22 protein-coding genes are annotated in these 26373 nt (G+C 59.6%); 10 read left to right on the top strand and 12 right to left on the bottom strand.

The annotated features are described in order from the left end of the window. Positions 1-2 precede the first annotated feature (2 nt). The 5 genes from QM780_RS04565 to QM780_RS04585 are packed head-to-tail and all read left to right on the top strand — an operon-like array spanning position 3 to position 6184. A complete protein-coding gene (locus QM780_RS04565; RefSeq protein ID WP_415069302.1) occupies positions 3-1883 on the top strand; it encodes a (Fe-S)-binding protein in 1881 nt (626 codons plus the stop codon). Further along, a complete protein-coding gene (locus QM780_RS04570) occupies positions 1880-2998 on the top strand; it encodes an electron transfer flavoprotein subunit alpha/FixB family protein (RefSeq protein ID WP_415069303.1) in 1119 nt (372 codons plus the stop codon). Before QM780_RS04565 ends, QM780_RS04570 begins: the two co-directional genes overlap by 4 nt. After that, positions 2995-3762 (top strand): hypothetical protein, encoded by a 768-nt coding sequence (locus QM780_RS04575; RefSeq protein ID WP_415069304.1) that lies wholly within the window; start codon positions 2995-2997, stop codon positions 3760-3762. Before QM780_RS04570 ends, QM780_RS04575 begins: the two co-directional genes overlap by 4 nt. 26 nt (positions 3763-3788) lie before the next feature. Continuing rightward, complete coding sequence (locus QM780_RS04580; RefSeq protein WP_415069305.1) at positions 3789-5069, top strand: aromatic ring-hydroxylating oxygenase subunit alpha; 1281 nt, start codon at positions 3789-3791, stop codon at positions 5067-5069. 5 nt (positions 5070-5074) lie between these two features. Further along, complete coding sequence (locus QM780_RS04585) at positions 5075-6184, top strand: FAD-binding oxidoreductase (protein ID WP_415069306.1); 1110 nt, start codon at positions 5075-5077, stop codon at positions 6182-6184. Between the two features lie 22 nt (positions 6185-6206). Here QM780_RS04585 and choV read toward each other — a convergent pair whose 3' ends face one another. The 4 genes from choV to QM780_RS04605 all read right to left on the bottom strand — a co-directional run bounded on the left by choV (position 6207) and on the right by QM780_RS04605 (position 10583). Continuing rightward, positions 6207-7397 carry a choline ABC transporter ATP-binding protein gene (gene choV, locus QM780_RS04590; RefSeq protein WP_415069307.1) on the bottom strand — a complete coding sequence of 397 codons (1191 nt, stop codon included), beginning with the start codon at positions 7395-7397 and terminating at the stop codon, positions 6207-6209. After that, on the bottom strand, positions 7394-8248 hold the full coding sequence (choW, locus tag QM780_RS04595; RefSeq protein WP_415069308.1) for a choline ABC transporter permease subunit: 855 nt from the start codon (positions 8246-8248) through the stop codon (positions 7394-7396). Before choW ends, choV begins: the two co-directional genes overlap by 4 nt. 101 nt (positions 8249-8349) lie before the next feature. Beyond that, a complete protein-coding gene (gene choX / locus QM780_RS04600) occupies positions 8350-9279 on the bottom strand; it encodes a choline ABC transporter substrate-binding protein (RefSeq protein ID WP_415069309.1) in 930 nt (309 codons plus the stop codon). Positions 9280-9542: 263 nt separating this feature from the next. Then, positions 9543-10583 carry a GlxA family transcriptional regulator gene (locus QM780_RS04605; RefSeq protein ID WP_415069310.1) on the bottom strand — a complete coding sequence of 347 codons (1041 nt, stop codon included), beginning with the start codon at positions 10581-10583 and terminating at the stop codon, positions 9543-9545. A 408-nt stretch (positions 10584-10991) separates the two neighbouring features. Between QM780_RS04605 and betB the strand changes: the two genes are divergently transcribed. Both betB and betA read left to right on the top strand, forming a co-directional pair. Continuing rightward, positions 10992-12452, top strand: coding sequence for a betaine-aldehyde dehydrogenase (gene betB / locus QM780_RS04610; RefSeq protein ID WP_415069311.1), 1461 nt, complete (start codon positions 10992-10994; stop codon positions 12450-12452). A gap of 43 nt (positions 12453-12495) precedes the next feature. Continuing rightward, positions 12496-14157 carry a choline dehydrogenase gene (gene betA / locus QM780_RS04615; protein WP_415069312.1) on the top strand — a complete coding sequence of 554 codons (1662 nt, stop codon included), beginning with the start codon at positions 12496-12498 and terminating at the stop codon, positions 14155-14157. 3 nt (positions 14158-14160) lie between these two features. On the opposite strand, the gene QM780_RS04620 is transcribed toward betA, so the two are convergent. Then, positions 14161-15714, bottom strand: coding sequence for a DHA2 family efflux MFS transporter permease subunit (locus tag QM780_RS04620; protein WP_415069313.1), 1554 nt, complete (start codon positions 15712-15714; stop codon positions 14161-14163). Next, positions 15701-16588 (bottom strand): HlyD family efflux transporter periplasmic adaptor subunit, encoded by an 888-nt coding sequence (locus tag QM780_RS04625; RefSeq protein ID WP_415069314.1) that lies wholly within the window; start codon positions 16586-16588, stop codon positions 15701-15703. The genes QM780_RS04620 and QM780_RS04625 overlap by 14 nt, the downstream gene beginning before the upstream one ends. A gap of 537 nt (positions 16589-17125) precedes the next feature. Here QM780_RS04625 and QM780_RS04630 point away from each other — a divergent pair. Beyond that, positions 17126-17770, top strand: a complete 645-nt coding sequence (locus QM780_RS04630; protein WP_415069315.1) for an N-acetyltransferase — start codon at positions 17126-17128, stop codon at positions 17768-17770. Positions 17771-17786: 16 nt separating this feature from the next. On the opposite strand, the gene QM780_RS04635 is transcribed toward QM780_RS04630, so the two are convergent. Both QM780_RS04635 and QM780_RS04640 read right to left on the bottom strand, forming a co-directional pair. Then, entirely contained in the window at positions 17787-17969 is a 183-nt protein-coding gene (locus QM780_RS04635; protein ID WP_415069316.1) for a hypothetical protein, read from the bottom strand. Between the two features lie 188 nt (positions 17970-18157). Then, positions 18158-19816: a L,D-transpeptidase family protein gene (locus QM780_RS04640; protein ID WP_415069317.1), complete on the bottom strand. Its 1659-nt coding sequence runs from the start codon at positions 19814-19816 to the stop codon at positions 18158-18160. A gap of 529 nt (positions 19817-20345) precedes the next feature. Here QM780_RS04640 and QM780_RS04645 point away from each other — a divergent pair. Together QM780_RS04645 and QM780_RS04650 are read left to right on the top strand one after the other, a co-directional pair. Continuing rightward, complete coding sequence (locus QM780_RS04645) at positions 20346-21686, top strand: undecaprenyl-phosphate glucose phosphotransferase (protein ID WP_415069318.1); 1341 nt, start codon at positions 20346-20348, stop codon at positions 21684-21686. 98 nt (positions 21687-21784) lie between these two features. After that, on the top strand, positions 21785-22654 hold the full coding sequence (locus QM780_RS04650) for a DUF1194 domain-containing protein (RefSeq protein WP_415069319.1): 870 nt from the start codon (positions 21785-21787) through the stop codon (positions 22652-22654). Positions 22655-22671: 17 nt separating this feature from the next. Here the strand turns inward: QM780_RS04650 and QM780_RS04655 are convergent, their stop codons facing one another. The 4 genes from QM780_RS04655 to QM780_RS04670 all read right to left on the bottom strand — a co-directional run bounded on the left by QM780_RS04655 (position 22672) and on the right by QM780_RS04670 (position 26361). Then, positions 22672-22872, bottom strand: coding sequence for a hypothetical protein (locus QM780_RS04655; protein ID WP_415069320.1), 201 nt, complete (start codon positions 22870-22872; stop codon positions 22672-22674). 110 nt (positions 22873-22982) lie between these two features. Beyond that, positions 22983-23795 carry a formylmethanofuran dehydrogenase subunit C gene (locus QM780_RS04660; RefSeq protein ID WP_415069321.1) on the bottom strand — a complete coding sequence of 271 codons (813 nt, stop codon included), beginning with the start codon at positions 23793-23795 and terminating at the stop codon, positions 22983-22985. Continuing rightward, positions 23795-24700, bottom strand: coding sequence for a formylmethanofuran--tetrahydromethanopterin N-formyltransferase (gene fhcD / locus QM780_RS04665; protein WP_415069322.1), 906 nt, complete (start codon positions 24698-24700; stop codon positions 23795-23797). Before fhcD ends, QM780_RS04660 begins: the two co-directional genes overlap by 1 nt. After that, positions 24697-26361: a formylmethanofuran dehydrogenase subunit A gene (locus tag QM780_RS04670; protein ID WP_415069323.1), complete on the bottom strand. Its 1665-nt coding sequence runs from the start codon at positions 26359-26361 to the stop codon at positions 24697-24699. Before QM780_RS04670 ends, fhcD begins: the two co-directional genes overlap by 4 nt. Between the last annotated feature and the right edge of the window lie 12 nt (positions 26362-26373).

Consider the following 26373-nt stretch of genomic DNA (forward strand, 5'->3'; position numbering starts at 1 on the left):
TCGTGTTCGTCGCGGCTGCCATCACGATCTTGTTCTGGCTGACCATGGCGACGCTGGCGGTGGGGCTTTTCCGGCGCGCGGCGCTATGGAGGATGGGACAACCATCGCCAATAGAGTGGTCGGCGTTGCTCACGGTTCCGAAGCGGTATTTCGTCGATTTGCATCATGTGGTCGCGCGCGAGCCGTATATCGCGCATACGCACGTCGCAACTGCCGGTGGGGCGGTCCTAGCGTTGCTGCTCGTGGCTTTGAATTATGGGCTGGCGCTTTATTGGCCGGTTCTCGATTGGGCTATTTTGATAGCGGCCGCCGTGATGCTGACGGGCGTCTATTTCGTTTGGCAAAGGCGCCGGAATCCGCCATCGCGGCTTTCGCATGGCGCATGGGACAGGCTGCCATTTACGCTGGCGGCGTTTGCTGTCGGTCTGGCCTTGGCGGTTGCGCTCCCGACCCATTTCACTTCAGCGGCGATCGCGGCAATCGCGCTGTTTTTGCTTTTTGTAGGATCAGCGGAACTCGCGCTGGGGATCGGACTTGGCGCGCCGATGAAGCACGCCGTTGCAGGCTTGCTGCATCTCGCTTTTCATCCGCGTCCGGAGCGTTTTGCGGGTGTGCGATCGACAGGTTTGAAACCGCTGGCGCTTGATCGGCATGAGTTCGGTGTGAATGCTCCTGCTGATTTTCGCTGGAATCAGCTGTTGAGTTTCGATGCCTGCGTCCAGTGTGGAAAATGCGAGCAAGCTTGTCCAGCGTTCGCGGCGGGCCAACCCCTTAATCCGAAGAAGCTCATTCAGGATCTTGTGTGCGGACTCTCGGCGTCGGCCGACACGGGCTATGCGGGCAGCCCCTATCCGGGCATCGCAATAGGCGTTCATCGGGGCGCGCCGCACGAGGCGATCGTTCCGGAACTGATTGAGCCGCAGACGCTTTGGTCATGCACGACGTGCCGGGCCTGCGTGGAAGAATGCCCAATGCTCATCGAGCACGTCGACGCCATCGTCGGCATGCGCCGGAGCCTCAATCTGACGCGTGGAGATGTGCCGGGAACTGCGCCGGAGGTGCTCGCCAATCTGCGAGAAACCGCCACTCAAGGCGGTTACTCGAATTCATCGAGATACAACTGGGCAATCGATCTCGATGTACGGACGGCCGAGGCCGGGAAGGCTGTCGATATTCTGCTGTTTGCGGGCGAGGGAGCTTTCGATACGCGCTATCAGCGGACACTGCGGTCACTGGTCAAGATTTTAAAGGCCGCAAAGGCAGATTTCGCAGTGCTTGGAGATGTCGAGAGCGATACCGGCGATACGGCGCGGCGGCTCGGGGACGAGGCGACGTTTCAAGCGCTGGCGAAAAAGAACATAGCGACTTTGGCGGCGCTCAACTTCAAGAGAATTGTTAGCCCAGACCCGCATGTGCTGCACAGCCTCCGCAACGAATATCCCGCGCTTGGAGGTCGCTACGTCGTGATGCACCACACGGCGTTGATCGACGAGTTGATGGCAAACGGCACGTTGCCGGCATCGAAGCTTCAGGACGCGCGCGCGATCACCTATCACGATCCCTGCTATCTTGGTCGGTACAACGGCGAGTTCGAGGCGCCACGTGCGGTTTTGCGTCGGCTCGGCATCTCGGTTCGCGAAATGGAGCGTTCGGGATTTCGCGCTCGCTGCTGTGGTGGCGGTGGCGGCGCTCCGCTGACAGACATTCCGGGCAAGCAGCGGATTCCCGACATGCGCATGGGCGACGTTCGCAGCACCGGCGCCGAAATCGTCGCCGTCGCATGTCCGCAGTGTACGGCAATGCTCGAAGGTGTCGCCGGAGATCGGGCTGAAGTGCTCGATATTGCCGAACTGGTGGCTGGCGCTCTGGAGGCGCGGCCATGAACGCCAAGCGCGTCGATCCGCGGCGTCCTTATCGCGTCGGTCCGAATGGACTTCGCAGGATCGTTCTGGGTGAGATAGGGATAGCTGACATTTCAGCGGGGCCGGGAAGTCTCGGCGCGATGGCACGCGCGAAGCCCCTGCGCACCAATGTGCAGCCAACGGGATGGTATATGGCCGTTGCGCACGCCTACCGCGGACGGCTGGACGATCATGCCCGTGAGGCTATTGCCGCCGCCGCGATCCTGGCAGGTCCGGAGACGGGAGTCATCGCGGTCATTTTCGGAGCCTTCCACGAAGATGCGGCGGTGGCGGGCGCCGATAAGGTCGTTGTCGTGGATGCTGTGGACGCGGCGCGTTTTGATCCGGAGCGTGAGGAGTTTGTGATTGAGGCTCTTCTTGAGGAGTTCAAGCCAGAGCATGTTTTCATGCCGGATAATCTGCTCGGGGATGGCGATCTCGGGCGGCGTCTGATTGCGAGGCAAAGAGCCTCGGCTGCGACCCACGTCGTTGAATTGGACGGCAAGCACGTCGCTGTCGGGTGGTCGGGCGGCGCCAGAATGGCAGATCAACCACTCCCGCGATTTGTTCTTCTCCAGCCGGGCGCGGTCGATTCCAGCCTGCCGTTTTTGGGCGCGGGCGAGATGCTGAGGGCACCGGAGCCGGACATATCGACCAAGCGATACCGAGATCTCGGATTAGAGCCCACGGAATCGGGCGCGATTGCTCTCGAGGAGGCGGATTTCATCGTATCGGCTGGCAACGGCGTTAAAAATGTTGCGACACTGGAAGCGCTCGCGCAATCGCTGGGTGCCACCGTCGGTGCAAGCCGCGTCGCGGTCGACGACGGGAAATTGCCGCGCAGCAAGCAAATCGGTGCGTCGGGCAAAACCGTCAGCGCGACGACTTATTTCGCAATCGGCATTTCCGGCGCGGTTCAGCATCTGCAGGGCATCAAGGCATGCCGCCACGTCATTGCGATAAATCGTGATGCCGGCGCTCCCATCGCGAAGCGTGCCGACCTGACTGTTATCGCCGATGCCGAGGACCTGATGCAGGCGCTGATCGCGCGCGTCGCGCAGGCGCGGTTGCAGTCCGAACCGGAGACAAAGGCATGAGTGCTGTCTCGGTTGCGGCGTTGATTTCATCCGGCCGGCATTCCGTCAGCGGTGCGCCTCGTGCCTGTCGCGGCGATGCCGTCGCGCTGGCGGTCGGCATGTCTCTGGTGGGCGATAATTTGCGCGTCGTGCATGCCGGAGATGCGCAGGAGCCGTCGCTGCGCGATTACCTCGCGTACGGCGCAACGAAAATAGAAGTATTGCCGGCTGCACCGGACGTTGACGTTGTTTCATTGCTCACGAATGCGCTTGCGGACGTCGACGTGATTTTGACGGGCTCGCGGACTGAGTTGGGTGAGGGCAGCGGACTGCTTCCCTATCTGCTGGCACAAGCGCTCGGACGGACCGTCGTCGCCAACGCACTTGAGATCAGGCTTGGTGATGGGGAGGCGCAAATTCGTCAATTCCTGCCCAAGGGGCAGAGACGCCTGGTTGCTTGCAGTCTACCGGCAGTCATAGCCGTTCATCCTCTCGCACCGGTGCGTCTCGGATATGCTTATTCGCGGCGTATTTCGGGTTCGATCGAGACGGGAACTGAGGTCGGGCCGCCGTCCGTCGCAATCGAGCGAGCCTGGACCGTGGAGGTGGAAGCAAGGCACCCTATCCGCTTAAAGGCGCAGGAGAAAAAGGCCGGTCACGCGCGCATGCGTTCGGCGATCGTGTCTGAGGCAAAGGGTGGTGTTGTCGCTTTTGAAGGGACAACCGTCGATAAAGCACAAGTGGTGCTGAATTATCTGAGAGAACATCGCCTCGTCGATTTTTGAGCGAGCCCTTTGATTGGGAGGACCACATGCAAATTTCCAGTGAACTGCGGTCCATGATTGCGCGTCGGCGGCCGGGCTATAGCCTCGAAGCGCCATTCTATCAGAGCAAAGAGATCTTCGACCTCGACATGGAGCTGATCTTCGGCGGCACCTGGATTTACGTCGGCTGCGAGCCGGACATTCCGGAGCCAGGAGATTTTTTCACCGTCCCCGTCGGGAAAACTTCGATCGTCGTCGCACGAGATGACGACATGTCGATTACGGCGTTTCATAACGTTTGCCGTCATCGCGGCGCGCGGCTTTGCGACGGCGACAAGGGAAGCGTCGGCAATGTCGTCTGTCCCTATCATCAGTGGACCTACGACCTGCGCGGCAATCTCATTCACACCGAGCACATGGGTGATGGCTTCGACCGCAGTAAATTCGGCCTGAAAATGGTTCATGTCGGCAACGTCGGGGGGCTTGTCTTCATTTGTCTTGCCGATCAGCCGCCGGTGGATTTCGAGCAGATGCGGCGAGAGATGGAGCCCTACATCCTTCCGCACCGGATCAGCGAATGCAAAGTCGCCTTCGAGGAAGATCTGATTGAAAATGGCAATTGGAAGCTCACGATGGAGAACAATCGTGAATGCTATCATTGCAAGGGAAACCATCCGGAGCTGACGATCTCACTCTACGAATTTGGGTTCGGGTATCAGCCATCGCCCGAGAACGCCGATGATGTGCGTGCATTCAAAGAACTGACCCAGCAAGAGCACGCGCGGTGGGAATCGTGCGGTCTGCCGTCGGTGGAGCTGGAATTTCTCGACAGCCGCGTGACGGCCTTCCGGACGGAACGTCTGCCCCTCGACAAGGCAGGCGAGTCGCAGACGATGGACAGCAAGGTGGCGTGTAAAAAGTTGCTCGGCAGCTTGGAGCAGAGAAATCTCGGCGGCCTGTCGTTCTGGACGCAGCCGAATTCCTGGCACCACTTCATGAGCGATCACATCGTGACGTTCAGCGTGCTGCCGATCGATGCCAAGCACACGCTGCTTCGTACCAAATGGCTCGTGCATAAGGATGCCGTCGAAGGGCAGGACTACGATCCTAAGCAGCTCAGTGCGGTCTGGCACGCGACAAACCTGCAAGACGGCTCGCTGGTGGAGCGCACGCAGATCGGTTCAGAGAACTCGGCCTATCAACCGGGACCCTATTCGCCCTATACGGAAGAGCTGGTCGAGAAGTTCATGTCCTGGTATTTCCAGCGGCTCAGGACGGGAACCGGTCATAAATCGGCAACCATCAGTCCGTTTGCCGCGAGCGCATAAACACTATGACCGATACGCAGGAGAGACCCGGTCCGGCTTTATGGGATGCCGTGCCGGGCAAGTGGAATTCGGACGAGGACGACACGCTGATCTGCACGCATGTGCGGCAGGAGACGCATGACGTCAAAAGCTTCCTGTTTCGTTCGACGTCGCCGAAGCTGTTCAGGTTCCGGCCCGGACAGTTCATCACCATCGAGGTGGAGATCGGCGGAGAAACGATCAATCGGTGCTATACGATCTCGTCGCCACCGACGCGGCCCGATACCCTATCGATTACGGTGAAGCGGGTTCCGGGCGGCAAGGTATCGAACTGGCTGCATGAGAATTTGAAGCTCGGAAGCGCGATCAAGGCGCTGGGACCTTCCGGCGAATTCAGTTTCACGCTTCATCCGGCGCGGAAATACCTGTTTCTCTCCGGCGGTTCGGGTGTAACGCCGTTGATGTCGATGTCGCGAACGCTCTATGAGCTTGGTGAGGATCGGGACGTCGTTTTCGTGCATAGCGCGCGGACGCCGCGCGATATCATTTTTCGCAATGAACTTACGATGATGACGCACGGTTCGGAACGGTTTCGAACCGCCTTCGTCTGTGAGCAGAGGGGCGAGCATCGGGATTGGAGCGCGCCTACCGGATACCTGACGCTGCCGCTGTTGAAATCGATCGTTCCGGACCTCGCCGAACGTGAGATTTTTTGCTGCGGGCCGGAAGCCTACATGACGAATGTCCGGTCGATGTTGAAGGACGCTGGCTTCGACATAGCGCACTATCACGAGGAAAGCTTTTCGTTCGAGCGGTTGAGTCCGGAAGAGAAGGCAGAGGTTGAAGAGGCTCTGGCGGCGGACGCGGCCAGCGGCGGCTTCAAGATCGAGTTTACAAAGTCGGGCCGCACTATCGATTGCCGCCCGGACCAGTTCATTCTCGATGCGGCGAAGGCAGCGGGTCTGAGGCTGCCGTTTTCATGCAGCAAAGGCGTTTGCGGGACCTGCAAGAGCAAGAAGCTGTCGGGTCAAGTGGTGATGACCCATGGCGGCGGGATTCGTCAGCGCGAGATCGACGCCGGCATGATCCTGATCTGTTGCAGCAAGCCGCTAAGCGACGTGGTGGTCGAGAAATAGTATTACCACGCGGCGCGTTTCATCAATCGGATCGGCGCAGGATGGCCTGCAGAACATCCGGCACGCTGATCGCGCCGACGAAGCGATCGGAGTCGTCAAAGAGCGCGACTGGGGCGGCGGCGGTCTTGTGCATGGCGAGAATGACGGTCTTGAGGCTCGTGCCGGGACGAGCCCAGTAGATCGGGTAGGCATTTTCGCGTAGCGGGTCTTCGACATTGCTGCAGGACACCCACTGTGCCGATCGGCCTTCGCATTCGGCGCCGATAACGGTGCCGTTGTCGTCGATGCGGAACTTCGTGGTCTTCTTGCTGTCGAGCCAGATCCAGTTGTCGTCGGCCGGTATGAGGTCGTGCTTGGTGCGCATGACGTTCCAGGCCGTCAGGACGGACAGCGGATTGACGTTAGCGATGAAGTCACGAACGTAGTCGTCGGCGGGTTGCAGGACGATATCCTCGGGCGCGCCCGACTGCACGATCCGGCCGCTTTCCATAATCGTGATGCGGTTGCCGATCTTCAGCGCTTCTTCTAGGTCGTGGCTGACGAAGATGATGGTTTTCTTGATCGTCTTCTGAAGCTGGAGCAACTCGTCCTGCAACTTCGTGCGGATGAGAGGATCGAGGGCTGAGAACGGCTCGTCCATAAGCAGGATCGGCGCGTCGGTTGCAAATGCGCGCGCCAGGCCGACGCGCTGTTGCATGCCGCCGGAGAGCTCGTGAACATATTTGTTGGCCCAGCTGTCGAGACCGACGAGGTGCAGCTGGCGATCGACACGCTCCTTGAGTTCCGCCGGGGGCACGCCGGCGAGTTCGAGGCCAAGCCCCGCGTTCTCGCGTACGGTTCGCCAGGGCAGGAGTGCGAACTGCTGGAACACCATCGCGACCTGGTTCTGGCGCATATGTCGAAGAGTTGCGGCGTCGCAGGAAGCGATGTCGACCATGCGGTCGCCGTCCTTGACCAGAAGGGAGCCGCGCGAAACTTTGTTTAGGCCGTTGACGGCGCGTAGCAACGTTGATTTGCCGGAACCGGACAGGCCCATCAGAACGGAGATCTCGCCCTCGTTGACGGTGAGATTAGCGCCGGCGGCGCCAAGCACGGCGCCGGTCTTGGAGAGAATTTCCGCGCGCGAATCCCCGGCATCGACCATCGCGAGCACGCGCGGGATGTCCTTGCCGAAGATGATATCGACATTCTTGAAGTCGACGGCGACGCTCATTTCCGTACCTCCGGTTTCACGGCGAGGGCGCGATCGAGAATGATGGCAAGGATAACGATCGCGAGGCCGGCTTCAATGCCGAGTGGAATGTTGCGGTTGGCGAGGGCGCGGTTGACGGGGTTGCCGAGGCTCGGCGCGCCGATCAGTGTTGCGAATACGACCATCGAAAGCGAGAGCATGATGCACTGCGTGAGGCCAGCCATGATCGAGGGGAGGGCGGCCGGAAGCTCGACCTTCCATAGAAGCTGACGCTTGGTGGCGCCAAAGCTTTCGCCGGCTTCGAGCATCGGCTTCGGGATGGATGTCAGGCCGAGATAGGTCATTCGGACCGGGGCCGGCATCGCAAAGATGATCGTCACGATCAGAGCCGGAGCGGCGCCAAGTCCGAAAAGGATGAGGATCGGAATGAGATAGACGAAGGTCGGCATCGTCTGCATGAGGTCGAGGATCGGCTGGGTGATACGCCACACGTGCGGCTTATGGGCTGCCCAGATGCCGATGGGCACGCCGATGAGCATCGATAGCGCTGTTGCCGAAAGCACAAGCACCAGCGTTTGCACAGTTTCTTTCCAAAGACCTTGATTGAGAATGAAAAGAAGCCCGAGCAGAACACCGACCGCCAGCGTCGCCGACCGCCTCAGCCAGTAGGCGAAGCCCGCGAGAATGATGGCGAGGATTACCGGTGGAATTTGGAGCAGAAGGCCGGAAGTGCCATCGACGAGCGTTTCGAGGACTGTCGAGACGGCGTCGAAGAACCACTGAAAATAATCGGTGACGAAATCGAATATTGCCTTGCCGAATTGGCCGATTGGAATTTTCCAAGCGGTTATCAGCTTCGATACCGGATCCATCTGCGCCGTTCCCAGTGGTCAAGCTTCTCTTTGCTGCGAACGGCCGCCGGGATGGCGACCGTCCGAGCTGTGCCGGGTGGTGTATGCTTTTGCGACGTTCCCTATTTCGCGAGAGCAGCTTTGAGAGCGGCCGCCGCGTCCCCGCCGTCGAATGTCGTCACGCCTGCAAGCCAAGGTGTGGCGGCATCGGGATTCTTCTTCAGCCATTCGAGCGCGGTCGCCTTCGGATCGGCGCCGCTCTTCAAGACCGGATCCATCATCGCGCCTTCCATGGCGAGATTGAATTTCAGGTTTTTCAGGAGTTTGGCGACGTTGGGGCAGTCGTTTTCGTAGTTCGCGCGCACGTTGGTGCTGACGGTTGCGGCGCCGAAGCCTGAATCACCCATGCCATCGAGGTAATGGATTTTCATTTCGCCCATAACCGGATGCGGCGTCCAGCCGAGGAAAACGATCCATTTTTTCTTTTTCATGTCTTTTTCGGCTTCGGTCAGCATGCCCGCCTCCGAGCTTTCGACAAGCTCGAAGCCCTGCAGGTTGTTCTCGGGCTTGGAGATCATCGTGCTGATGATGCGGTTGCCGTCGTTGCCAGCTTCGATGCCGTAGATTTTGCCCTCGAACTGATCCTTGTGGGCGCCGAGATCCTTGAGGCTCTTGACGCCTGCGTCGGCGACGTAGTCGGGCACGACGAGGCCATAGCCCGCATTGTCGAGGTTGACGCCGAGCACTTCCACCGACTTGTCGTCGATATAAGGCTTGATGTCGGCTGTCATGCTCGGCATCCAGTTGCCGAGGAAAACATCGATGTCCTTGTTCTTCAGTGAGGCGTATGTGACCGGTACCGAGAGGGTTTTGACCTCGGGCTCGTAGCCCAATGCTTCGAGGATGTTGGCGGTGGTTCCGGTCGTTACCTGGATGTCAGTCCAGCCGACGTCGGCGAAGCGGACTTTTTTACAAGTTGCACTGTCTCCTGCGTGCGCCGTTGTTGCGGCGAGGACGAGGGCGAAAGCCGCCCCAATCGCAATGCGTGTCATGACAACTCCTGTTGTTGGCAATGCAGGCGATATTCACAACAGTCCGCTTACGGGGATCAAAAAGACGACCGCCCTTTGTCGGTTGCCTGTTGAAAGGCGCCACCCGGCTTGGGCGACCGCGTTAGCTAACAGCAGGCGCCCGCTATCCATTTTTGCAATTGCGACGCGATCTAGCGCTTACGCGCCTAGGACACACCCCTTTCTTTAAAGAGGTCGGTTCAATCCTCTGCAGTGCGAAAATCCTGATGTTTGGGATCTTCGCATCAAATGGAGGAGACGCGCGCGCGGCCGCTCGCTCGGCGCAGCGGCGGCGGAGCGCCAAATTCTGCCTTGTTGCCTTGAGGCTGGCGCTCGCTGCGGGGCGTCCGGCCGTAAAGGGCTCTGTAGGATTTGCTGAAATGGCATGTCGATTGGAAACCGCAGGAAATTGCGATCTGAGTAATCGACATTTGCGACTGCAAAAGGAGTTCGCGTGCCCTGCGAAGGCGGAGCTGCAGGTAATATTTGGTCGGTGTCGTATCGAGCGAGACCTGGAACATGCGCTGAACCTGGCGGAGGGATAGTCCAGCCAGCTTGGCGAGTTCGACCGCGGTCAGCGGCTCTTCGAAATTGGCTTCCATCAGTTCGGCGATGTCGACGAGGGCGCTATGGTTAAATCCAAGGCGTGCCGCCATCGGAATGTGCTGGCGATCGAAGCCGTCGCGAACGCGCTCAAGGATGAACTGGTTGGAGATGTCCGCAACCAAGGTTTTGCCGAAGGCGCTTTTGACGATGGTCAGCATCATGTCGGCGGGTGCGATGCCGCCGGTGCAGGTGATGCGATCGCGATCGATGACGAAAAGCTCTTCCTGGAACTGGACGCGCGAATGAAATTCACGCAGGCCGGCCATGTTTTCCCAGTGGACCGTGCAGCGGTAGCCGTCGAGAAGGCCCGATTTCACAAGGGCATAGGTTCCGGTGCAGAGTCCTCCGAGTACGACGCCGTCGTGCGCGATTCGGCGGAGCAGGCTCACGACCTTTTCATTGACGAATTTTTCGACGCTGGTGCCCCCGCAGACGAGCACCAAGTCGAGATCGCCTGCATCATCATAGGTTTTCGCATCGGCGAACGAGAGGCCATTGCTGCAAGACGTTGGCTTGCCGTCCAGCGTCAGGATGGTCCACGAATAATGCTGCTGGCCGCTCAACCGATTGGCCATTCGCAGGACCTCGATCGCGCTTGAGAGCGCGATCATGGTGTATTCGTTCAATGTCAGAAACCCGATCCGACGGATCGTGCTTAGTCGAGCCGGAACTTCATTCACGCAGCAAAGCTCCCGGATGCTCCGCAAATCAACTCGCGCTTTGAGCCCATCGGGCTGCGGCGGCGACCCGTGATCGAGTATGACCTCGAACAGAAGGCCGTCATAAAATCTTAGCACCCCGTCGTTTTTTGACAAGTTCCAGAAATTCAATTTCGTGCTGCGGAAATAAGCTTATTGTGCTGCAAAAGCAGGCGTCTTCCGCGCTTATGCATTCGATAGTGTTGGTCTTTTTGGCAGTGCCGCCCCTGTCGCGGCGGACAATATTCGCGTCGTATCTGACAATGCCTGCCGAATGCCGGAGCGGCATAGGGTTGACCTTCTTCGGTGCGCTCGGGCGGACCGCTGACGAGAGCAGCTCCGGGGTGCCGCGCTCCATGGCTGCCAGAGCAGATCCAAAGAGTGTGGGTGATGGCGCAGCTACTCCAGAACTACATCGGTGGCCGTTTCGTCGCTGCGGCCGACGGCGAGACCTTTGAAAATACCGATCCGGCGACCGGGGAACTTATTTCACGGGTGGAGATTGCGTTGGCGCCGGAGGTCGATGCGGCTCTCCACTCCGCGAAGGAAGGTCTGGCCCGCTGGTCGGGAATGTCCGGCGCCGAGCGCGGGCGCGTACTGAACAAAGCGGCGAGAATTCTGAGAGATCGCAATCGCGAACTCGCCGAGATCGAGGTTCGCGATACGGGAAAGCCGATTCAGGAGGCCGAGGTCGTCGACGTCGTCAGCGGCGCCGATTGCATCGAATATTTCGCGGGCGTCGCGGCAACGCTGCATGGCGAGCAGATCGCACTCAACAATGCTTTTGTTTACACGCGTCGCGAACCGATCGGGATTTGTGTCGGCATCGGATCCTGGAACTATCCGATTCAGATCGCATGCTGGAAGTCCGCTCCAGCACTCGCGTGCGGCAATGCTATGATTTTCAAGACCTCAGAGATGACGCCGACTACGTCGGTGAGACTTGCTGAGATCTACTCGGAGGCCGGTCTTCCGGACGGCGTATTCAACGTCCTGCATGGCGATGCCCGCACCGGGGCGATGCTGACGACCGACCCACGCGTTGCCAAGATTTCGCTGACGGGGTCGGTTGGCACGGGCAAAAAGATCGTCGCCGCCGCGGCTGCGACCCTTAAACGGACCACGATGGAACTCAGCGGCAAGTCGGCCCTGCTGGTATTCGCTGACGCCGATCTTCGCCAGGCTGTTTCGGCGGCGATGCTCGGCAATTTCTATACGCAGGGTGAAATCTGTACGAACTGTACGCGGGTCTTCGTGCATGACGACATCTACGACGCATTCATCGACATGGTGGTCGAGCGGACGAAGAAGCTTCGCATCGGGCTGCCGCTGGAGCCAGAAACGCAAGTCGGAGCGCTGATCTCGCGGCCTCATCTGGAGCGGGTTTTGGGATTTATCGCTGCGGGAAAATCGGACGGCGCGCGGCTTTGTTATGGCGGTGAACGGATCGACGAGGCTCCACTCAATCGCGGCAATTACATTCGGCCGGCCGTTTTTGCCGACTGCACCGACGAGATGAGCATCGTCCGGGAGGAGATTTTCGGGCCTGTCATGTCGGTGTTGAGGTTTCGTGACGAGGACGAGGTGATCGCGCGAGCGAACGCCACGCGGTTCGGCTTGGCGGCGGGGCTGTTCACTCGCGATCTGGCGCGGGCGCATCGGGTTGCGGCGCGGCTCGAAGCCGGCATCTGCTGGATCAACAACTACAACGTCACGCCCGTCGAGATGCCGTTCGGCGGCATCAAGGAATTGGGCTTCGGGCACGAGAACGGTCAGGCAGCCGTCGAGCACTACACGCAATTGAAGAGCGTCTATGTCGAGCTTGGCGACGTGCAGTGCCCATATGAATGAGACAGCCTTTCGCTGAGCCAGCAGAACTGAGGTCATCAGAGCGATGAGCAGCAGCCAAGAGTACGACTACATCATCGTTGGTGCCGGTTCGGCGGGTTGCGTGCTGGCAAACCGTCTTTCTGAGGATTCCGGTGTGCGCGTCCTCGTACTCGAAGCCGGGCCGCAAGATCGCAGCATTTTCATTCATATGCCGTCGGCGTTCGCCTATCCGCTGGCGGGCACGAAATACAACTGGTGGTATGAATCCGAGCCAGAGCCCTATCTCAATAACCGGCGAATGTATTGTCCTCGCGGAAAAGTGGTTGGCGGGTCGTCGTCGATCAACGGCATGATCTATATCCGCGGACATGCTTTCGATTATGACGCCTGGGCGCGCCGGCAGGGGCTGGAAAACTGGAATTATTTTCACTGTCTTCCCTATTTCAGGAAAGCTGAGACGCGTCTCAAGGGCGGCGACAAATATCGCGGCGATTCCGGTCCGCTCTACGTCACGACGGCGCCGTGCACGAACCCGCTGTACGACACCTTCATCGAGGCTGGGCGGCAGGCTGGCTACCCGGTGACCGAGGATATGAACGGTTACCAGCAAGAAGGCCTCGGCCGCATGGACATGACGGTCTACAAGGGCCGACGGTGGAGTGCAGCGCAGGCTTTCCTGAGGCCGGCTCAGAAACGCGGCGGAGTAGACCTGAAGGCAAAGACGCTCGTCACGCGTGTTCTGTTTGAGGGACGCCGCGCGGTCGGAGTTGAATTCGGCCACGGCGGCCAGCTTCAGACGGCGCGGGCAACGCGCGAAGTGATTGTGAGCGGAGGGGCGATCAACTCACCGCAAATTTTGATGCTGTCGGGTATAGGCAATGCCGACGAACTGAAAAAGCACGGCATTCCCGTTGTGCAGGACCTGCCAGGCGTCGGCGAGAATTTGCAGGATCACATCGAAGCCTATGTCCAGTACGAATGCACCAAGCCGGTTTCGATCTATAGCGCGAACAATCCGCTGGCGAAGCTCAGGATCGGTATCGAGTGGATCCTGACCGGAAAGGGCCTCGGCGCCACCAATCATTTTGAATCGGGCGGGTTCATTCGCAGCGAAGCGGGCGTCCTGCATCCGGATCTGCAATACCATTTCTTTCCGATGGCGATCAGCTACGACGGAACGTCGGCGGCCAAGGGACACGGCTTCCAGGCGCACATCGGGCCGATGCGGCCGACGAGCCGAGGATATGTCAAGCTCAAGTCGGCTGATCCCCGCGAGTATCCGCGGGTGCTCTTCAACTACATGCAGACCGAGCAGGACCGGAAAGAGATGCGCGCGGGCATCCGTTTGACGCGTGAGATTTTTGCGCAGAAAGCGTTCGATCAATATCGCGGCGCGGAACTCGCTCCCGGCCCGAGCGAGACGGGCGACGATGCCATCGATGCGTTCATTCGGGCGAAGGCCGAGAGCGCCTACCATCCTTCCTGTTCCTGCCGGATGGGTACGGATGAGATGGCCGTCGTGGACGGTTCCGGACGGGTCTATGGCGTGGAGGCGTTGCGTGTGGTCGATGCGTCGATCATGCCGGACGTAGTCAGCGGCAATCTCAACGTTCCCACTATCATGATGGCGGAGAAGCTGGCTGATGCGATCCGTGGCCGGCCGCCGCTGCCTGCGGAAGACGTGCCCGTTTGGTTCAACCCGAACTATCAGACGCGGCAGCGGTAACCGCTACTTCTTCGAGTCCATCGCGAACGGTGACGCCACGCCCGTCTGTTTCAAAAGCAGCACGAATGGGATGAGGACCAAGAAGCTCAAGGTGACGAAGCCAAAGGCTTCGATGAAGCCGATCATCGTGGATTGGCGGTGCAGCTCCAAGCTCAGGATCTGTTGGATGGTCGGATCGGATGGCGCCAGTCCGGTCGAGTTGAGCCAAGATTGGAGCGCGGGATTATATGGATCGATCCCGGCTCTCAGAGTCTGAAGATTTTCCTGCGTCACGCGCGTCAGAATCGTGGCGCCCATCGCAATGCCGAGTGAGCCGCCGATGGTTCGGGCGATGTTGAAGATGCTAGCTGCCTGATCCGAGGCGTCCTTCGGCAAAGTTTGATAAGCGAGGGTGGAGAGCGGCACGAAGATCATACCCATGCCGATGCCTTGCACGATGCTGGGTGCGATGATCCAGAAGCGATCGACGTCGAGGTTATAGCCGGTCGTGACATAGGTTCCCGCGGCAGACAGCGTCAGGCCGAAGAAGACGAGCCATCGAGAATCGATGTGCTGGATCAGCGTCGCGACGACGATCATGCCGACTGCGACTGCGATGCCGCGCGGTGCCATCACCAGCCCGGCGGTGCTGGCGGGATAGCCCAGCAAATGTTCGAGGAACAGTGGTTGCAGCGCGATCGTGCTCAGCATCCCGACGCCGAACGCCATAATCAGGAACGTCGATGTCGCGAGGTTGCGATCTTTCAAGAGATTGAGCTTCAGAATTGCGTCTGGTCGGTTGAAGCTTCGGACCGTGAATGCCGTCAGGCAGATGAAGGACACGACGGCCAGACCGACGATCAGCTGGGAGCTGAACCAACCTTCGCTGTTTCCGCGGTCGAGCAGCATCTGCAGGCTGCCGAAGCCAACCGCGAGCATCAGCGCGCCGATCCAGTCGAACGCGGCGCCGGAAAAGGGCGAACGTTCGATGTAGGCAGCGATAAGAAAAAGATTGATGATACCGATCGGCAGGTTGACGTAGAACACCCATTGCCAGCCGAGGTGGTCGGTGATGAAGCCGCCGACGGTCGGGCCCATGATGGGGCCAAGCAGAACGCCGATGCCCCAAATCGCCATTGCCTTGCCGCGCTTTTCAGGTTCGAAGCTGTCGACCATCGTCGCTTGCGACAGTGGAACGACGCTAGCTCCGAATGCGCCTTGAAGCAGGCGGAAGATCACCATTTGCAGAAGCGAATGTGCCTGGCCGCACAGTACCGAGGCGATGACGAAGCCTGCGACGCTGACCGTCAGAACGCGTTTTCGTCCGAAGCGTTCGGCGAGAAAGCCGCTCATCGGGATGACGATGGCTTCGGCGACGATATAGGACGTCAAGACCCATGTGATCTGGTCGGGGGTCGCGCCGAGCGTGCCCATCATGTCGGGAAGGGCGACGTTGACGATGGTCATGTCGAGGATGACCATCAAGACCGCCAGAAGAACGGCGATCGAACTCAGAATTTTTTGCGGGCTCAAGGACGTGTGGGCGGGCGGCGCCGCAGGCCCGCTACTTCCCGCCACTGTCCGCTCCGTTCGACGTGGTATCGATGGTGACAGAGGCCGATGCGCCGACGCCGAGGGGAGGATCGTCCGGCTGAAGCGTTAGAGCTATCCGGACGGGGAAACGCTGCACCACTTTGACCCAGCTGCCGGTCGCGTTCTCGGACGGCATGAGCGAGAACGACGAGGCGCTGGCACGGCTCACAGCTTCGACCTTGCCAGTCAACTTGCGAGAGGGGTCGCTGTCCAGCCAAACGGACGCGGGCTGGCCCGGCTTGATGCGTGCGAGGTCGGTTTCCTTGAAGTTGGCGTCAACCCACCAGGTCGAAGTATCGACGAGCGGGAACAACGGCGTGCCGGCCTTGGCGACTTCGCCGGGACGAATACGGACTTTACCGACTGTGCCGTCGATGGGTGCTTTGATGGTCGCGTGCTGCAGATCGGCGTGTGCCTTCGCGACTTCGACATTCAGCTGTTCGATAGAGTTCTTCAGCGCCGCTGCCTGGGCGCCGGTGGCCTGGGCTGCCTGCTGCTGCGCGAGATCCCGTTTTAGCTCTGCAACTTTGACTTCGCCCTGGAACGGCAATGGATTGAGTTCGACGAGAACGTCTCCCGCCTCTACGGCCGAGTATTCCTTGACGTTGACCTCAGTGATGACGCTGGTCACCAGAGGTGTAATTTGAATGATGTTCGCTGCGACCTGAGCGTTATCGGTCGAGGGGTAAAGCGTCTCGTGACGCCAATAGGCATAGCCGGCCGCGATGACTGCGAGGACCGCCAATGCGCCGAAAATCGCAAAGCCTTGTTTCGACAGCAGCGCCTTTGCCTGAGAGGGCGCCGGTGCAACCTGCGAGCCATTGGCCGGGGATTTTCGGTCTTGCAATCGCTCCTGCAACTGCTTTTTCCGGGTGTTCGAAGGCTGCAACTGTTATCGTCCTTTGAAGATTGCCATGAACGGAAGCGATCCGGTAATGGGCGAAATGTACGCGTGCGGTCCGACGCTCCAAACATGGTATACGGCGGTTGGCTTATTGATGGGTCTGAGCAGCCATCTCGCGGGAAGACCCCGGCCCGACATGGTGCGCAATGGAAGCAATCGAGCCCCCTCTATAGGCTGTTTTAGGTTTTGTCACCCATGCGTCCGGCTGTCCGGTGATGGCAGGCGAACGGCCGGAGGGAGATTAAAGACGACTGCCGTGATTGCGACGTGCGGGGTATGAGCCGAGGGTTCCGCGCCAATCAAACGTTAACGGCAACGCCGAGAAGTTTTGGGTAGGAAATCCGGCGGGTTCCCAGAGTCTGTGGAAGTAATGTCTTCGATACAAAGACTGCGCGACTTTTAACAGATCACGAGGGATTGGGGGCGCAATATCCCCCCAAACTTAAAATTCAATTTTCATAGCTTTCTGCGACCTCAAGGGACCGCCGCGCCGTGAATGGTTCGAAAGGACTGGAGCAAGCCGAGGCATCTTACGCGCATCTGATCGCTCAATACGCGAAGAAGGCGCAAGTGCCTGATGATACCGAAAGGCGATTGGCGGCGCTGGTCCGCGTCGAGCCGATGGGGGAACTGAAGACAAAGAACCAGAGGCCGTTTTTCGTCGGCCGGTCAATTTCCGACGACAAAATAACGTATCGGGTTTTCCAAACGGAGTTGTCTGCGATCGTCAGTGAGAATGCCATTGGGTTCTGCGAGATCGGGAAAGCCGCAAACGGCATCTACGTCATAGACAATGCCGAAGTGGTGCGATCCCATCAGAGGCGGGGCATCGCGACAGCCGTCTACGATCTCATCGCTTCGGACATGTCGAAAATTGGCGGCATCCTATGGCCGGTGTCGCCGAAAAAGATGACGGAAGCGGAATTCAAAGTCTGGTGGCGACGTTCTCCGGCACTCGTTTTCTATTATCCGCATCGCTATCGCCTCGGGCTTGATCCGCGGCCGGAGTTCGAACAATTGTTCGACGAGGCAATGAGCGTCTCGTTCCGGCAGGGATTTCTCGCCCGGATTTCGACGATGCTATCGCGTGCATTGCGGTCGGCAGGCGCCGTCTTCGCCAAAGCTGACAAGAGCTAATGGAGTGCCGCAGCGGTTATTGGGTCCGGCGCTGCACGCAGGTCAGATACCACTCGGCGGCGTTGACGGCATCCCGCACCTTGCTGGAAATCACGCACCGGCGCTGCAATTCGCTTTCGGCAAATTGCAACGCGTCGTGAAGCTGCTCGATCACTCTTAGAGCCGCCATGTCGTCTGCAAGACGCTCGTGCGCATTCATGTCTCTTCTCCCAACCCGTACAGTCAGGACGCAATAGCGCTCTCGCGGCAATTTCATGGAATATTTTGCCGGCGCAGAGGTTTTTTAGGTTCTGAGAGGGCAGGCCACGATAAATGTGACGATGCGCCGGCCCAGGATCAGTTCCTGGGCGCGGCTTGCGATGGTTGCGGAGACCCAAAGTCGGGCCTTCACCACCAGCCAAAGAACGACTTCTGGCGCGGATACATTTGGCGGCGCCCATAGCGATCGTAGCCGTAATAGAAATCGTCGGCGCTATCGCTCATGAAGTTGTCGCCGCGGAAGAATTGCTTCGGTCGCTTCTTGATGCCGCCTTGCGGCTCGGTGCTGATCAAGACCACGAAGTCGGTTGCTTTGCCGGTTTCCTTGCTGGCGGGCTCATCGGAAACGATGAGCGATGTGCCGGGCCATACGGCGCTCGACAACTTGGCGGCGACGTCCGGAGAAATGGTGATGCGATCGAGCGCGGCGCCGGCTTCGCCGACGTCGGTGAGGGGAGGCGAGTCAGCGTCGCTCAGCCGCTGGCGCCGGTCGTCGTTGAAAGCATAATCCTTGTCACGGTGCTCAAGCGAAACGGCTGTCCAGCGAACGTTCTTACCGCCGTCGGTATAGTTCACGGCCGTGAACACGTGGGTTCCGATTGGTTTCTCGGGATCGGCGATCGTCACCGGAGCGTCAAACACCGGCTCGTGCCCCTGCCGAACGTAAAGGCGCTGGCTCTTCAAGCTAATGAAAATCGAGAGGGGAAGCGTTTTGCGCTTGGCGCCGTTGAGAGCAGCGACGGCGGCGTCGCGAGCGGCCAGCGCCGGCGCTGCAACGTCCGTTGCCTTTTGTAGCTCGGCTTCCGCGGCTTTGAGGGCATCTGACGCGGCAGCGAGTTTCGCTGAAGCGTTGTCGGCGGCTTTCGCCGCCCGAGCTTTCTCGTCCGACCAGCGTTTTTTGGCTTTGTCGGATTTGGCGTCGGCGAGGCTCTTGTCGATGTTGGCAACGCGCTTGTCGGCGGCCGTTTTGGCGGCTTCGGCTTTACGAACTCCCTTCGCCGCTCTATCGCGCGGCTCCTTTTTGTCGGCGATGAGTTGTTCCATCTCCTTGGCTTGGTCGATAGCGGCGTCGGCCAGGATCTGCTTGCCATCGGCAAGAGACTTCAAGGCGTTGAACTCGGCCTGGCGGGCCGGCCAATTGCGAAGGTCGGGGGTAAAGGCGCTCGTTGACGTGTCATCGTCCTGGTATGGGTCCTGGTACGACATCGGAATGGCGACAGCCGACTGCGTAGCCTGAAGCGGTGTCGGCTTCATCAGCAGCGGATGGGAAATCTCCGCGGGTGCCGTATCGTCATATGCAACGATGACGCGCATGCCGATTTTTGTCTGCGGGAAGAGGCGCTGGGCGAAGCTGTCCGGCATGCGAACGCAACCGTGCGAAGCGGGATAGCCGGGAAGCTGGCCGGCATGAAGAGCGACGCCGGACCACGTCAGCCGCTGCATGAAGGGCATCGACGCGTCGTCGTAGAGGTTCGAGTAGTGTTCTTCCTCTTTCTGGAGGACGCTGTAGACGCCGACCGGCGTTTCATAGCCCGTCCGCCCGCTCGAGACGCGCGCGGTCGAGGTGCCGCCGTTCGCGTCGTAGATCGTAACGCGCTGATCTTTGATCGACACGATCGCCATTACCGGCGAGCCGGCTAGGGTGTCCTGAGGGGTGTCTTCAATGTCGCGCGGCCGACGCTTGCCCGCTTCGGCGGTGTCCAGGGCCGCGCTCAATGCCATGACCGCGAGTGCGAACGTCGCTATCCGGGAGAGCAGTTGCTGACGCTCAAGATGCAAACTGAACATTTTTCAGACCTTAGAAGTGCCGCCGACGCGGGAAAACAGAGAGTTACAGCGTAGTCTGAATGTGGTTGCGTATTACTTAGCGCATGTTCCGAGTTCGCTGTCTTCCTTGATCTGTGTGGCGCGAAAACAGCAGCTTCAGAAGGTTAACGCATAATCAAGACCATCGGTGGGCCGGAACGAAAATCCGCGCCGGCGAGGCTTGCATCTCGATTTGGCACGGGGGGCAACGGCTTTTTGACCGTGGATCCGCGGAGCTGCCAGCTTCGCTCGCATCGATATGCGCCGATGGCATTTTGTTTACCAGGGCCTCACTTCCTTGGCGGTATGCCTTCGTTCGAGATTTGCTGAGTACGCGGTTTCGGTGATGGTTGAGAAGTCGGGGTCCGCCCAATCGATATTCAATGAAGGATCGTCGATGCACGCGGAAGCCAGGCGGGCGTGGGCACGATCCCTGTTTTTTGACCGACTTGGGAATGCCTCAAGGCCCAAACTCCTTTTAGCGGTAGCGGGTGCCGACGCACTGGCGGTCATGGTCGCGTGGCCGCTTGCCGATCTTTTCGCCGGCGATCCCGTCAGTCTTACATGGACGAGCATTGGGACGACCGGAATCGTCGGGATCCTGATGATCGCCGTTCTTCGCTCGCAATGGTCTTATACGATCCCATCGCTCCGAAAGTTCGCATCACAGGTCGTCAAGGTCCTCATTTCGGTCGGTGTGGTCGCTCTTGGGATTTCGGGCATCCTCTTCTTTTTTGGTGACGCTGCGGTCGCGCCACGCAAGGTTGCGGCCTGGATGGAACTATCGGCATTGCTTATGTGCCTCGTCCGTTTTGTTGCGGCCGAGATCGTTCGCAAATTGACGCGTGCCGGAGTGCTTGTCCGGCGCACGGTTATCGTCGGCGGCGGAAAAGAGGCCGAAGGTCTTATTCGCGAACTTAGGGCAGATGGCGAAAATCATTTGAAGATCTTGGGCGTTTTCGATGATCGGCGCGGAGACAGGTCGGCGGGAGATTTCGGCGGCGTTGCCCGACTCGGGACCTTCGAAGGACTGACGGACTTCTGTCGTAAATCCAGAGTGGACCTTTTGATCGTGACGGTGCCGGCGCGGGCAGAAGAACGCCTGATGCAGATCCTGGAAAAGCTTTTCACGCTGCAAGTCGACGTGCGGATCTCCGCGCTCAACTCAAAGCTGCGTATCAATTCGCGTGCTTACAGCTTCATCGGTCGCGTGCCGATGCTGGCCGCGATGGATAAACCTCTGGGCGATTGGGACCACCTGCTGAAGAGCGTCGAGGATCGCCTGCTTGGGGCGCTGCTGCTGTTGCTGGTGTCGCCTATTATGGCGATCGTTGCGATTGCTATTCGCCTGGAAAGCAATGGTCCGGTCTTCTTTCGGCAGAAGCGCTATGGCTTCGACAACGAGCTGATCGAAGTTTTGAAATTTCGCTCGATGTATGTCGATCGAGAGGATGCAACGGCGAGCAAGCTCGTCACCCGGGATGATCCTCGCGTGACGCGGGTCGGCCGCATCATCCGGCGCGCCAGCATCGATGAACTGCCTCAGCTGCTCAATGTCGTGCAGGGACAAATGTCGTTAGTAGGACCGCGTCCGCACGCAACGGGGGCGCGGGCTCATCGCGATCTTTACGAGAATGTCGTGCAGGGCTATTTCGCACGTCACCGCATGAAGCCGGGCGTCACAGGCTGGGCTCAGATCAATGGATGGCGCGGCGAGACGGATACACACGAAAAGCTCGAAAGACGCGTCGAGCACGATCTGTACTACATCGATCATTGGTCTGTGTGGTTCGATCTTTATATCATCGCGATGACTCCGATCTCGCTTCTGACGGGCAAGAACGCCTATTAACGGCCTTTCCGCGCTTCGACCTTATGGCCGACATGAATTTGGGCCGAGGCGATGATAAGCGTCCAGTAGGTAGGCAGCCGGGGAAACTCGGAGGTGGCTTGGCGGAAAAATTCCTGTTTGCTAGGGTCATCAGGCGTCGTGCGATCGTGCCGCGCTCGTTCCTGCGGGAGTTTCGCATTTTTACATTCATTAGACACGGCTGGGCGGCGATCAAAATTTTCACGCAGGCCGCTGCCTGTGCCGTTGCTTTTGCGGCGGTAGCCCAGGCTCAGGAAGGTCCTCCGGTCGACACGGCGCTTGTCGTTTCCGTTGACGTCTCGAATTCCGTCGATGAAGGCCGCTACAAACTGCAGATGGAAGGAATTGCGAAGGCGCTCGAGGATCCGGGCGTGATCGACGCCATCACCGGTGGTTCTGCCGGGGGCATTCTTTTTTCGATGGTGACGTGGGCTGATACGCCGTCGTTCGTCATCCCGTGGATCAGAATTGCGAACAAAGCGGATGCGTTGGCCGCCGCAAAGCGCGTGCGTTCGCTGCCGCAGCAAGGCGGCGAATTCACGTGCATGACGCGCATGCTCCGCTCGGCAAACGACAAGATCGTTCCTCAGATTCCGGCGAAGGCCGCGCGCGTCATTATCGATGTTTCAGGAGACGGCCCCGACAACTGTAACGCCGAAGAGCCGATCGACAAGGTTCGCGGGGAACTCGTCAGCAATGGTGTTACGATCAACGGACTCCCGATCCTGCTCGACACGCCGGAAGATTCGGCACTGCTTCCGAAGGCCGTTCCAGGCGGTAAGCCTCCCCTCGAGCAATGGTACCGCGAACACGTCATGGGCGGACCAAGCAGCTTTGTGCTGCCAGCCCAAGGGTACGGCGATTTCGAGCGAGCGATCCGCCAGAAGTTCGTGATTGAAGTCAGCGGTCTCGAGCCGGAGCGCTATTCACTCGCGACGTCCGGGAGATAAGCGGAAGCTCTAGCCTGCTAGATCTTCTCTTCGCTTGCCGATCCACATCGCCAGCGCCGCACCTGCCAACCGGGATGTTCCTCCGCCCATCTTGCGAAGTGCGGTGGGGCCTGCACCATGCAGGTCATCGCGTCGATGTCGGCATCGATCGGAATTTTGTAGTCGCGGCAGACATTCGGGTCGGCTGTCATGCAGGCGGAGAGAATGATCGCGATCATGAACTTCAAATCCCGGAGAGCGGATTGCTACAACGTTATCATATAGCGACGTTGCGCTCCGGGACTTTGTTTCACGCTTGGCCGCGCAAAAAATTGTCCGTTGCGGTTTTCTAAGCGGCGGGAAGGAGGATTTCGCCCCGGCCGATGGTAGCCGTGTCGCCGCCAATCTTTTGAACAAACAACGGCATAGGCTTTGGCGCCAGGTCGCCGAGCGTTGATTTGAGATAACGGGCGATGACGCGGACGATCACGAGATCGTGTTTGCCGCAATCGACGAACGTCGGTAGCAGGCTCTCGACGCTCGGACCAATGAGTGTTCCGCGTCGCATCATGAGGCCTGGCTCGGCGCCGAAGCCGCCTTCGGCCCAGATCGTGCCGCCAATCATGCGTGAACCCGCGCCGGTGCCGGTCTTGCCACGGACGACGATGGTGCCGCGACGCATCTTGTCGCCTGCACGGGCGCCGATGTTGCCCCCGACCCAGACGGTGCCACCGAGCAATCCGAAGCGATCGCCGGTTGCGACGCCGCCGATATTATCGCCCGCGTTGCCAGATACCTGGATGAAACCGCCTGTCGCGCCAGAGGCGAGGAAGTCGCCTGCGTTGCCACGAATTTCGAGTTTGCCTCCTGACATGGAGCGGGCGGCGAAAGCTCCGACGTCGCCGACGACGCGGATGGTGCCGCTATCGAGGCCGCCGCCGACGAAGTCGATGGCCGGAGTTCCGCCTTCGATCGTGAGCGTGTCGCCTGAGCTCCCTGAGATGTCGAAAGCATCACCAAGTGCAATGCCGCCCTTTTCGATCCCGACATTGAGGTTGGCGGTCTCGTGCGACGAGAGCGCGGCGAGTTTCGATGGCGTTATGCCGGCCAGCGTGATCCGTTCCGTTGCGGGCGCCTTGAAGCGCAGCGTGATGCCGCTCATCAGATCAGATCCTTCAGATGATAGTGGTGCTGTCCGAGCTTGCCGCCATAGTTGCCGGCGGTGATCCTGGTGACGCCGCGACTGGCGCCGACGTCCGTCACGGCTTTAAGCCCCACGCGCATCGCATCGGCGACGGCTTTTGAGGTCAGGCCGTCGATAACGATTTCGAGAACGGCCAGCGTGTCCGGCGACACTTCGCTTTTTTTGATGGTGCCTCGAAGCGTCGGGCAGAATGCATCGTTGGTGGAGGCGAACATGCCGGTATATTTGGCGCCGACTTTCGAGCCAGAGCGGACGATGCCCCCCGGGAACGGCGTAATGACGTCATCGACCTTCGCGATCGCGGCGACGGCGTCTTCGGCGGTTTCGAGCAAGCCCTTGCGATCCCGGCCCACGATTAGCATGTTGCCGCCGCCGACGGCGTCGGTCGTGATGCCGGTTTCTTCTTCGACGACGAACTCGCCGTCCATGACCGGGACGCGCCAATAGCGGCTATCGCCGAGCTTCTTGGCTGTCTGGTAGCCGTCACCGAAGAGGCGTGGCCCCTTGCCGAGGGCGGTCGTCTTGTCCGACTTCAGACCGGAATAACAGGCCGAGCCGGGGCTCGTCAGCACGCACTGGCCAATGCGGTTGCGGATCTGCGGAACGAGAGCGTCAGGCGAAAAACCGAAGATCAGGATGCGGACCCCGGGGCGCCCATCGGGCGTCTCGTCGGGCGATAATTCCTTATCGATGCCGCATTCGGCGCCGCAGCCGATAACGGATGTTCCGAAGCCGGTTGCGACGGTGGCTGCGATGAGCGCCCATTTCAGAGTATCGGCGGTGATGATGATGCCGGTGCCCGTCATGCCGAAGGCTTCGGCGAACGTGTCATCGATCGTGATGCCGTTGACCGTCTTGCTCATGCTGCGCGTGCCCCGGTCGGTTGAATGATCAGCGAGCCACGGCCGCCGTTGATGATCTCTTCATCGGAGAGGCGGAAGTTGTCCATGCGGATCGTGTGATAATCGTCGAAGTAGGGTTTCAAGGATTTTTCGATGCTGTGATCGTATGTGGGTCGGGCAACGTGGGTCGCACCGTTGACGACTTTGATGATCTTGCCGTTGCGCACGATCAACTCGCCGTTCTTGAAGAGCAGTTCGGGCGTCGTGAACATCGCCTCGCGATCAGGATTGTCGTCATAGACTGTGATGTCTGCCCAGGCGCCGATGCCGAGATGGCCGCGGTCCTTGAGGCCGAGGCTGCGTGCAGGCCCGGCGCGGGTCATGATGGCGATTTCGTAGAGCGAGTATTCGCGATCGAGTGACGCCAGGGTCGAATACTTGAGGGCGTCCGGATTGATCTTCTGCATCATGTCGTTGCGGAAGGCCTTGTCCATCAGCAGTCGGATCAGGTGCGGATACCAAGTGAAAGGTCCGCCGTTCGGATGGTCGGTCGTCAGGAACAGTCGCCAGGGATCGTTGATCAGAAGGAAAAGTTCCAGTCCGATCGCCCATTGGAGCGCGTTGACAAAGCTCTTGTCGCGATACTTGAACGGAACGACACCGCAGCCGGCGTCGCATTCGATGTCCATCACGACCCATTTCTTAGGTGTCGCTGAGCGCGAGGTCACGAACTGGCGCATCGAGTCGCCGGATGCCGTGCACGTCTGCCCGAACATCACCTGGCCGACATCGCACGAGACGTTTTTGTGCGTGTTGACGGCTTCGGCGACCTGGGCGCCGGCGGAAGAGAATTTCAGATCGCCTTCGGTGCCGTAGCTGTGGAACTGGATGTGAGTCAGATGGATCGGGAGTCCTTCCGATCCTTTGATGGTCGCCAGCGTCGTTTCATACCCGCCCGGTACGCCGAGGTTGCAGCCGTGAATGTGGAGCGGATGGACGACGCCGAGTTCCTTTAGTCCGCGCGCGAGCGTGACGATGATGTCGCGCGGAGTGACACCGTAATAGGTATGCTTCTCATCGAGGTCGAGCTTGCGCTGATTGAACTTGAAGGCGCTGATGCCGCCGGGGTTCACGACCTTCACCGCGATCGCCTGCGCGGCGTGCATGGTCCAGGCGATGTAATCCTTGATGGCAGAGAAGTCCTTCTTGCCAGCGAGCTGGCGCAGGAAGAAATCGTCCGAGCCGAGCATGACAAACGCGCCCTTGTCGATGATCGAGGTATCGGCCATCTCCATGTGCGCCTGCCGGGCATTCGCGGGCAGCATCGCGGGCTCGAAAGCGGCGGTATAGCCCATCTCGGCATAGCGGTAGCCGGTCAGCATCGTCGAGGGGACCGCGTGGCCGACGCCGGCACGCGTGATGTCGGTGCGGGCGACCGTATCGTGCATGTGATCTTCGGGCAGCATCATACGCGCGATGGTCATCTTGCCGCCGCCGATGTGCGAATGCGGGTCGATGCCACCGGCCATGATCACCTTGCCGTGGACCGGATATTCATGGGCGACTTTGGCGTTGGGATCGGGCGAAACGATGCGGCCGTCCTCGATGAAGATATCGCGGACCTCGCCATCGATCCCGTTCGCGGGATCGTAGATTTTGCCGCCAGTGAGCTTGATGAGCATTCTCGATCTCGG

This window comes from Hyphomicrobium sp., from assembly GCF_047600905.1.
Classification (GTDB): Bacteria; Pseudomonadota; Alphaproteobacteria; order Rhizobiales; family Hyphomicrobiaceae; genus Hyphomicrobium_B.

Excerpts from the sequence above, each read along its gene's own strand:
- QM780_RS04570 (WP_415069303.1), top strand. The coding sequence starts at position 1,880 with ATGAACGCCAAGCGCGTCGATCCGCGGCGTCCTTATCGCGTCGGTCCG.
- QM780_RS04575 (WP_415069304.1), top strand. The coding sequence starts at position 2,995 with ATGAGTGCTGTCTCGGTTGCGGCGTTGATTTCATCCGGCCGGCATTCC.
- QM780_RS04580 (WP_415069305.1), top strand. The coding sequence starts at position 3,789 with ATGCAAATTTCCAGTGAACTGCGGTCCATGATTGCGCGTCGGCGGCCG.
- QM780_RS04585 (WP_415069306.1), top strand. The coding sequence starts at position 5,075 with ATGACCGATACGCAGGAGAGACCCGGTCCGGCTTTATGGGATGCCGTG.
- choV (WP_415069307.1), bottom strand. The coding sequence starts at position 7,397 with ATGAGCGTCGCCGTCGACTTCAAGAATGTCGATATCATCTTCGGCAAG.
- choW (WP_415069308.1), bottom strand. The coding sequence starts at position 8,248 with ATGGATCCGGTATCGAAGCTGATAACCGCTTGGAAAATTCCAATCGGC.
- choX (WP_415069309.1), bottom strand. The coding sequence starts at position 9,279 with ATGACACGCATTGCGATTGGGGCGGCTTTCGCCCTCGTCCTCGCCGCA.
- betB (WP_415069311.1), top strand. The coding sequence starts at position 10,992 with ATGGCGCAGCTACTCCAGAACTACATCGGTGGCCGTTTCGTCGCTGCG.
- betA (WP_415069312.1), top strand. The coding sequence starts at position 12,496 with ATGAGCAGCAGCCAAGAGTACGACTACATCATCGTTGGTGCCGGTTCG.
- QM780_RS04635 (WP_415069316.1), bottom strand. The coding sequence starts at position 17,969 with ATGAATGCGCACGAGCGTCTTGCAGACGACATGGCGGCTCTAAGAGTG.
- QM780_RS04640 (WP_415069317.1), bottom strand. The coding sequence starts at position 19,816 with ATGTTCAGTTTGCATCTTGAGCGTCAGCAACTGCTCTCCCGGATAGCG.
- QM780_RS04645 (WP_415069318.1), top strand. The coding sequence starts at position 20,346 with ATGGTCGCGTGGCCGCTTGCCGATCTTTTCGCCGGCGATCCCGTCAGT.
- QM780_RS04655 (WP_415069320.1), bottom strand. The coding sequence starts at position 22,872 with ATGATCGCGATCATTCTCTCCGCCTGCATGACAGCCGACCCGAATGTC.
- QM780_RS04660 (WP_415069321.1), bottom strand. The coding sequence starts at position 23,795 with ATGAGCGGCATCACGCTGCGCTTCAAGGCGCCCGCAACGGAACGGATC.
- fhcD (WP_415069322.1), bottom strand. The coding sequence starts at position 24,700 with ATGAGCAAGACGGTCAACGGCATCACGATCGATGACACGTTCGCCGAA.
- QM780_RS04670 (WP_415069323.1), bottom strand. The coding sequence starts at position 26,361 with ATGCTCATCAAGCTCACTGGCGGCAAAATCTACGATCCCGCGAACGGG.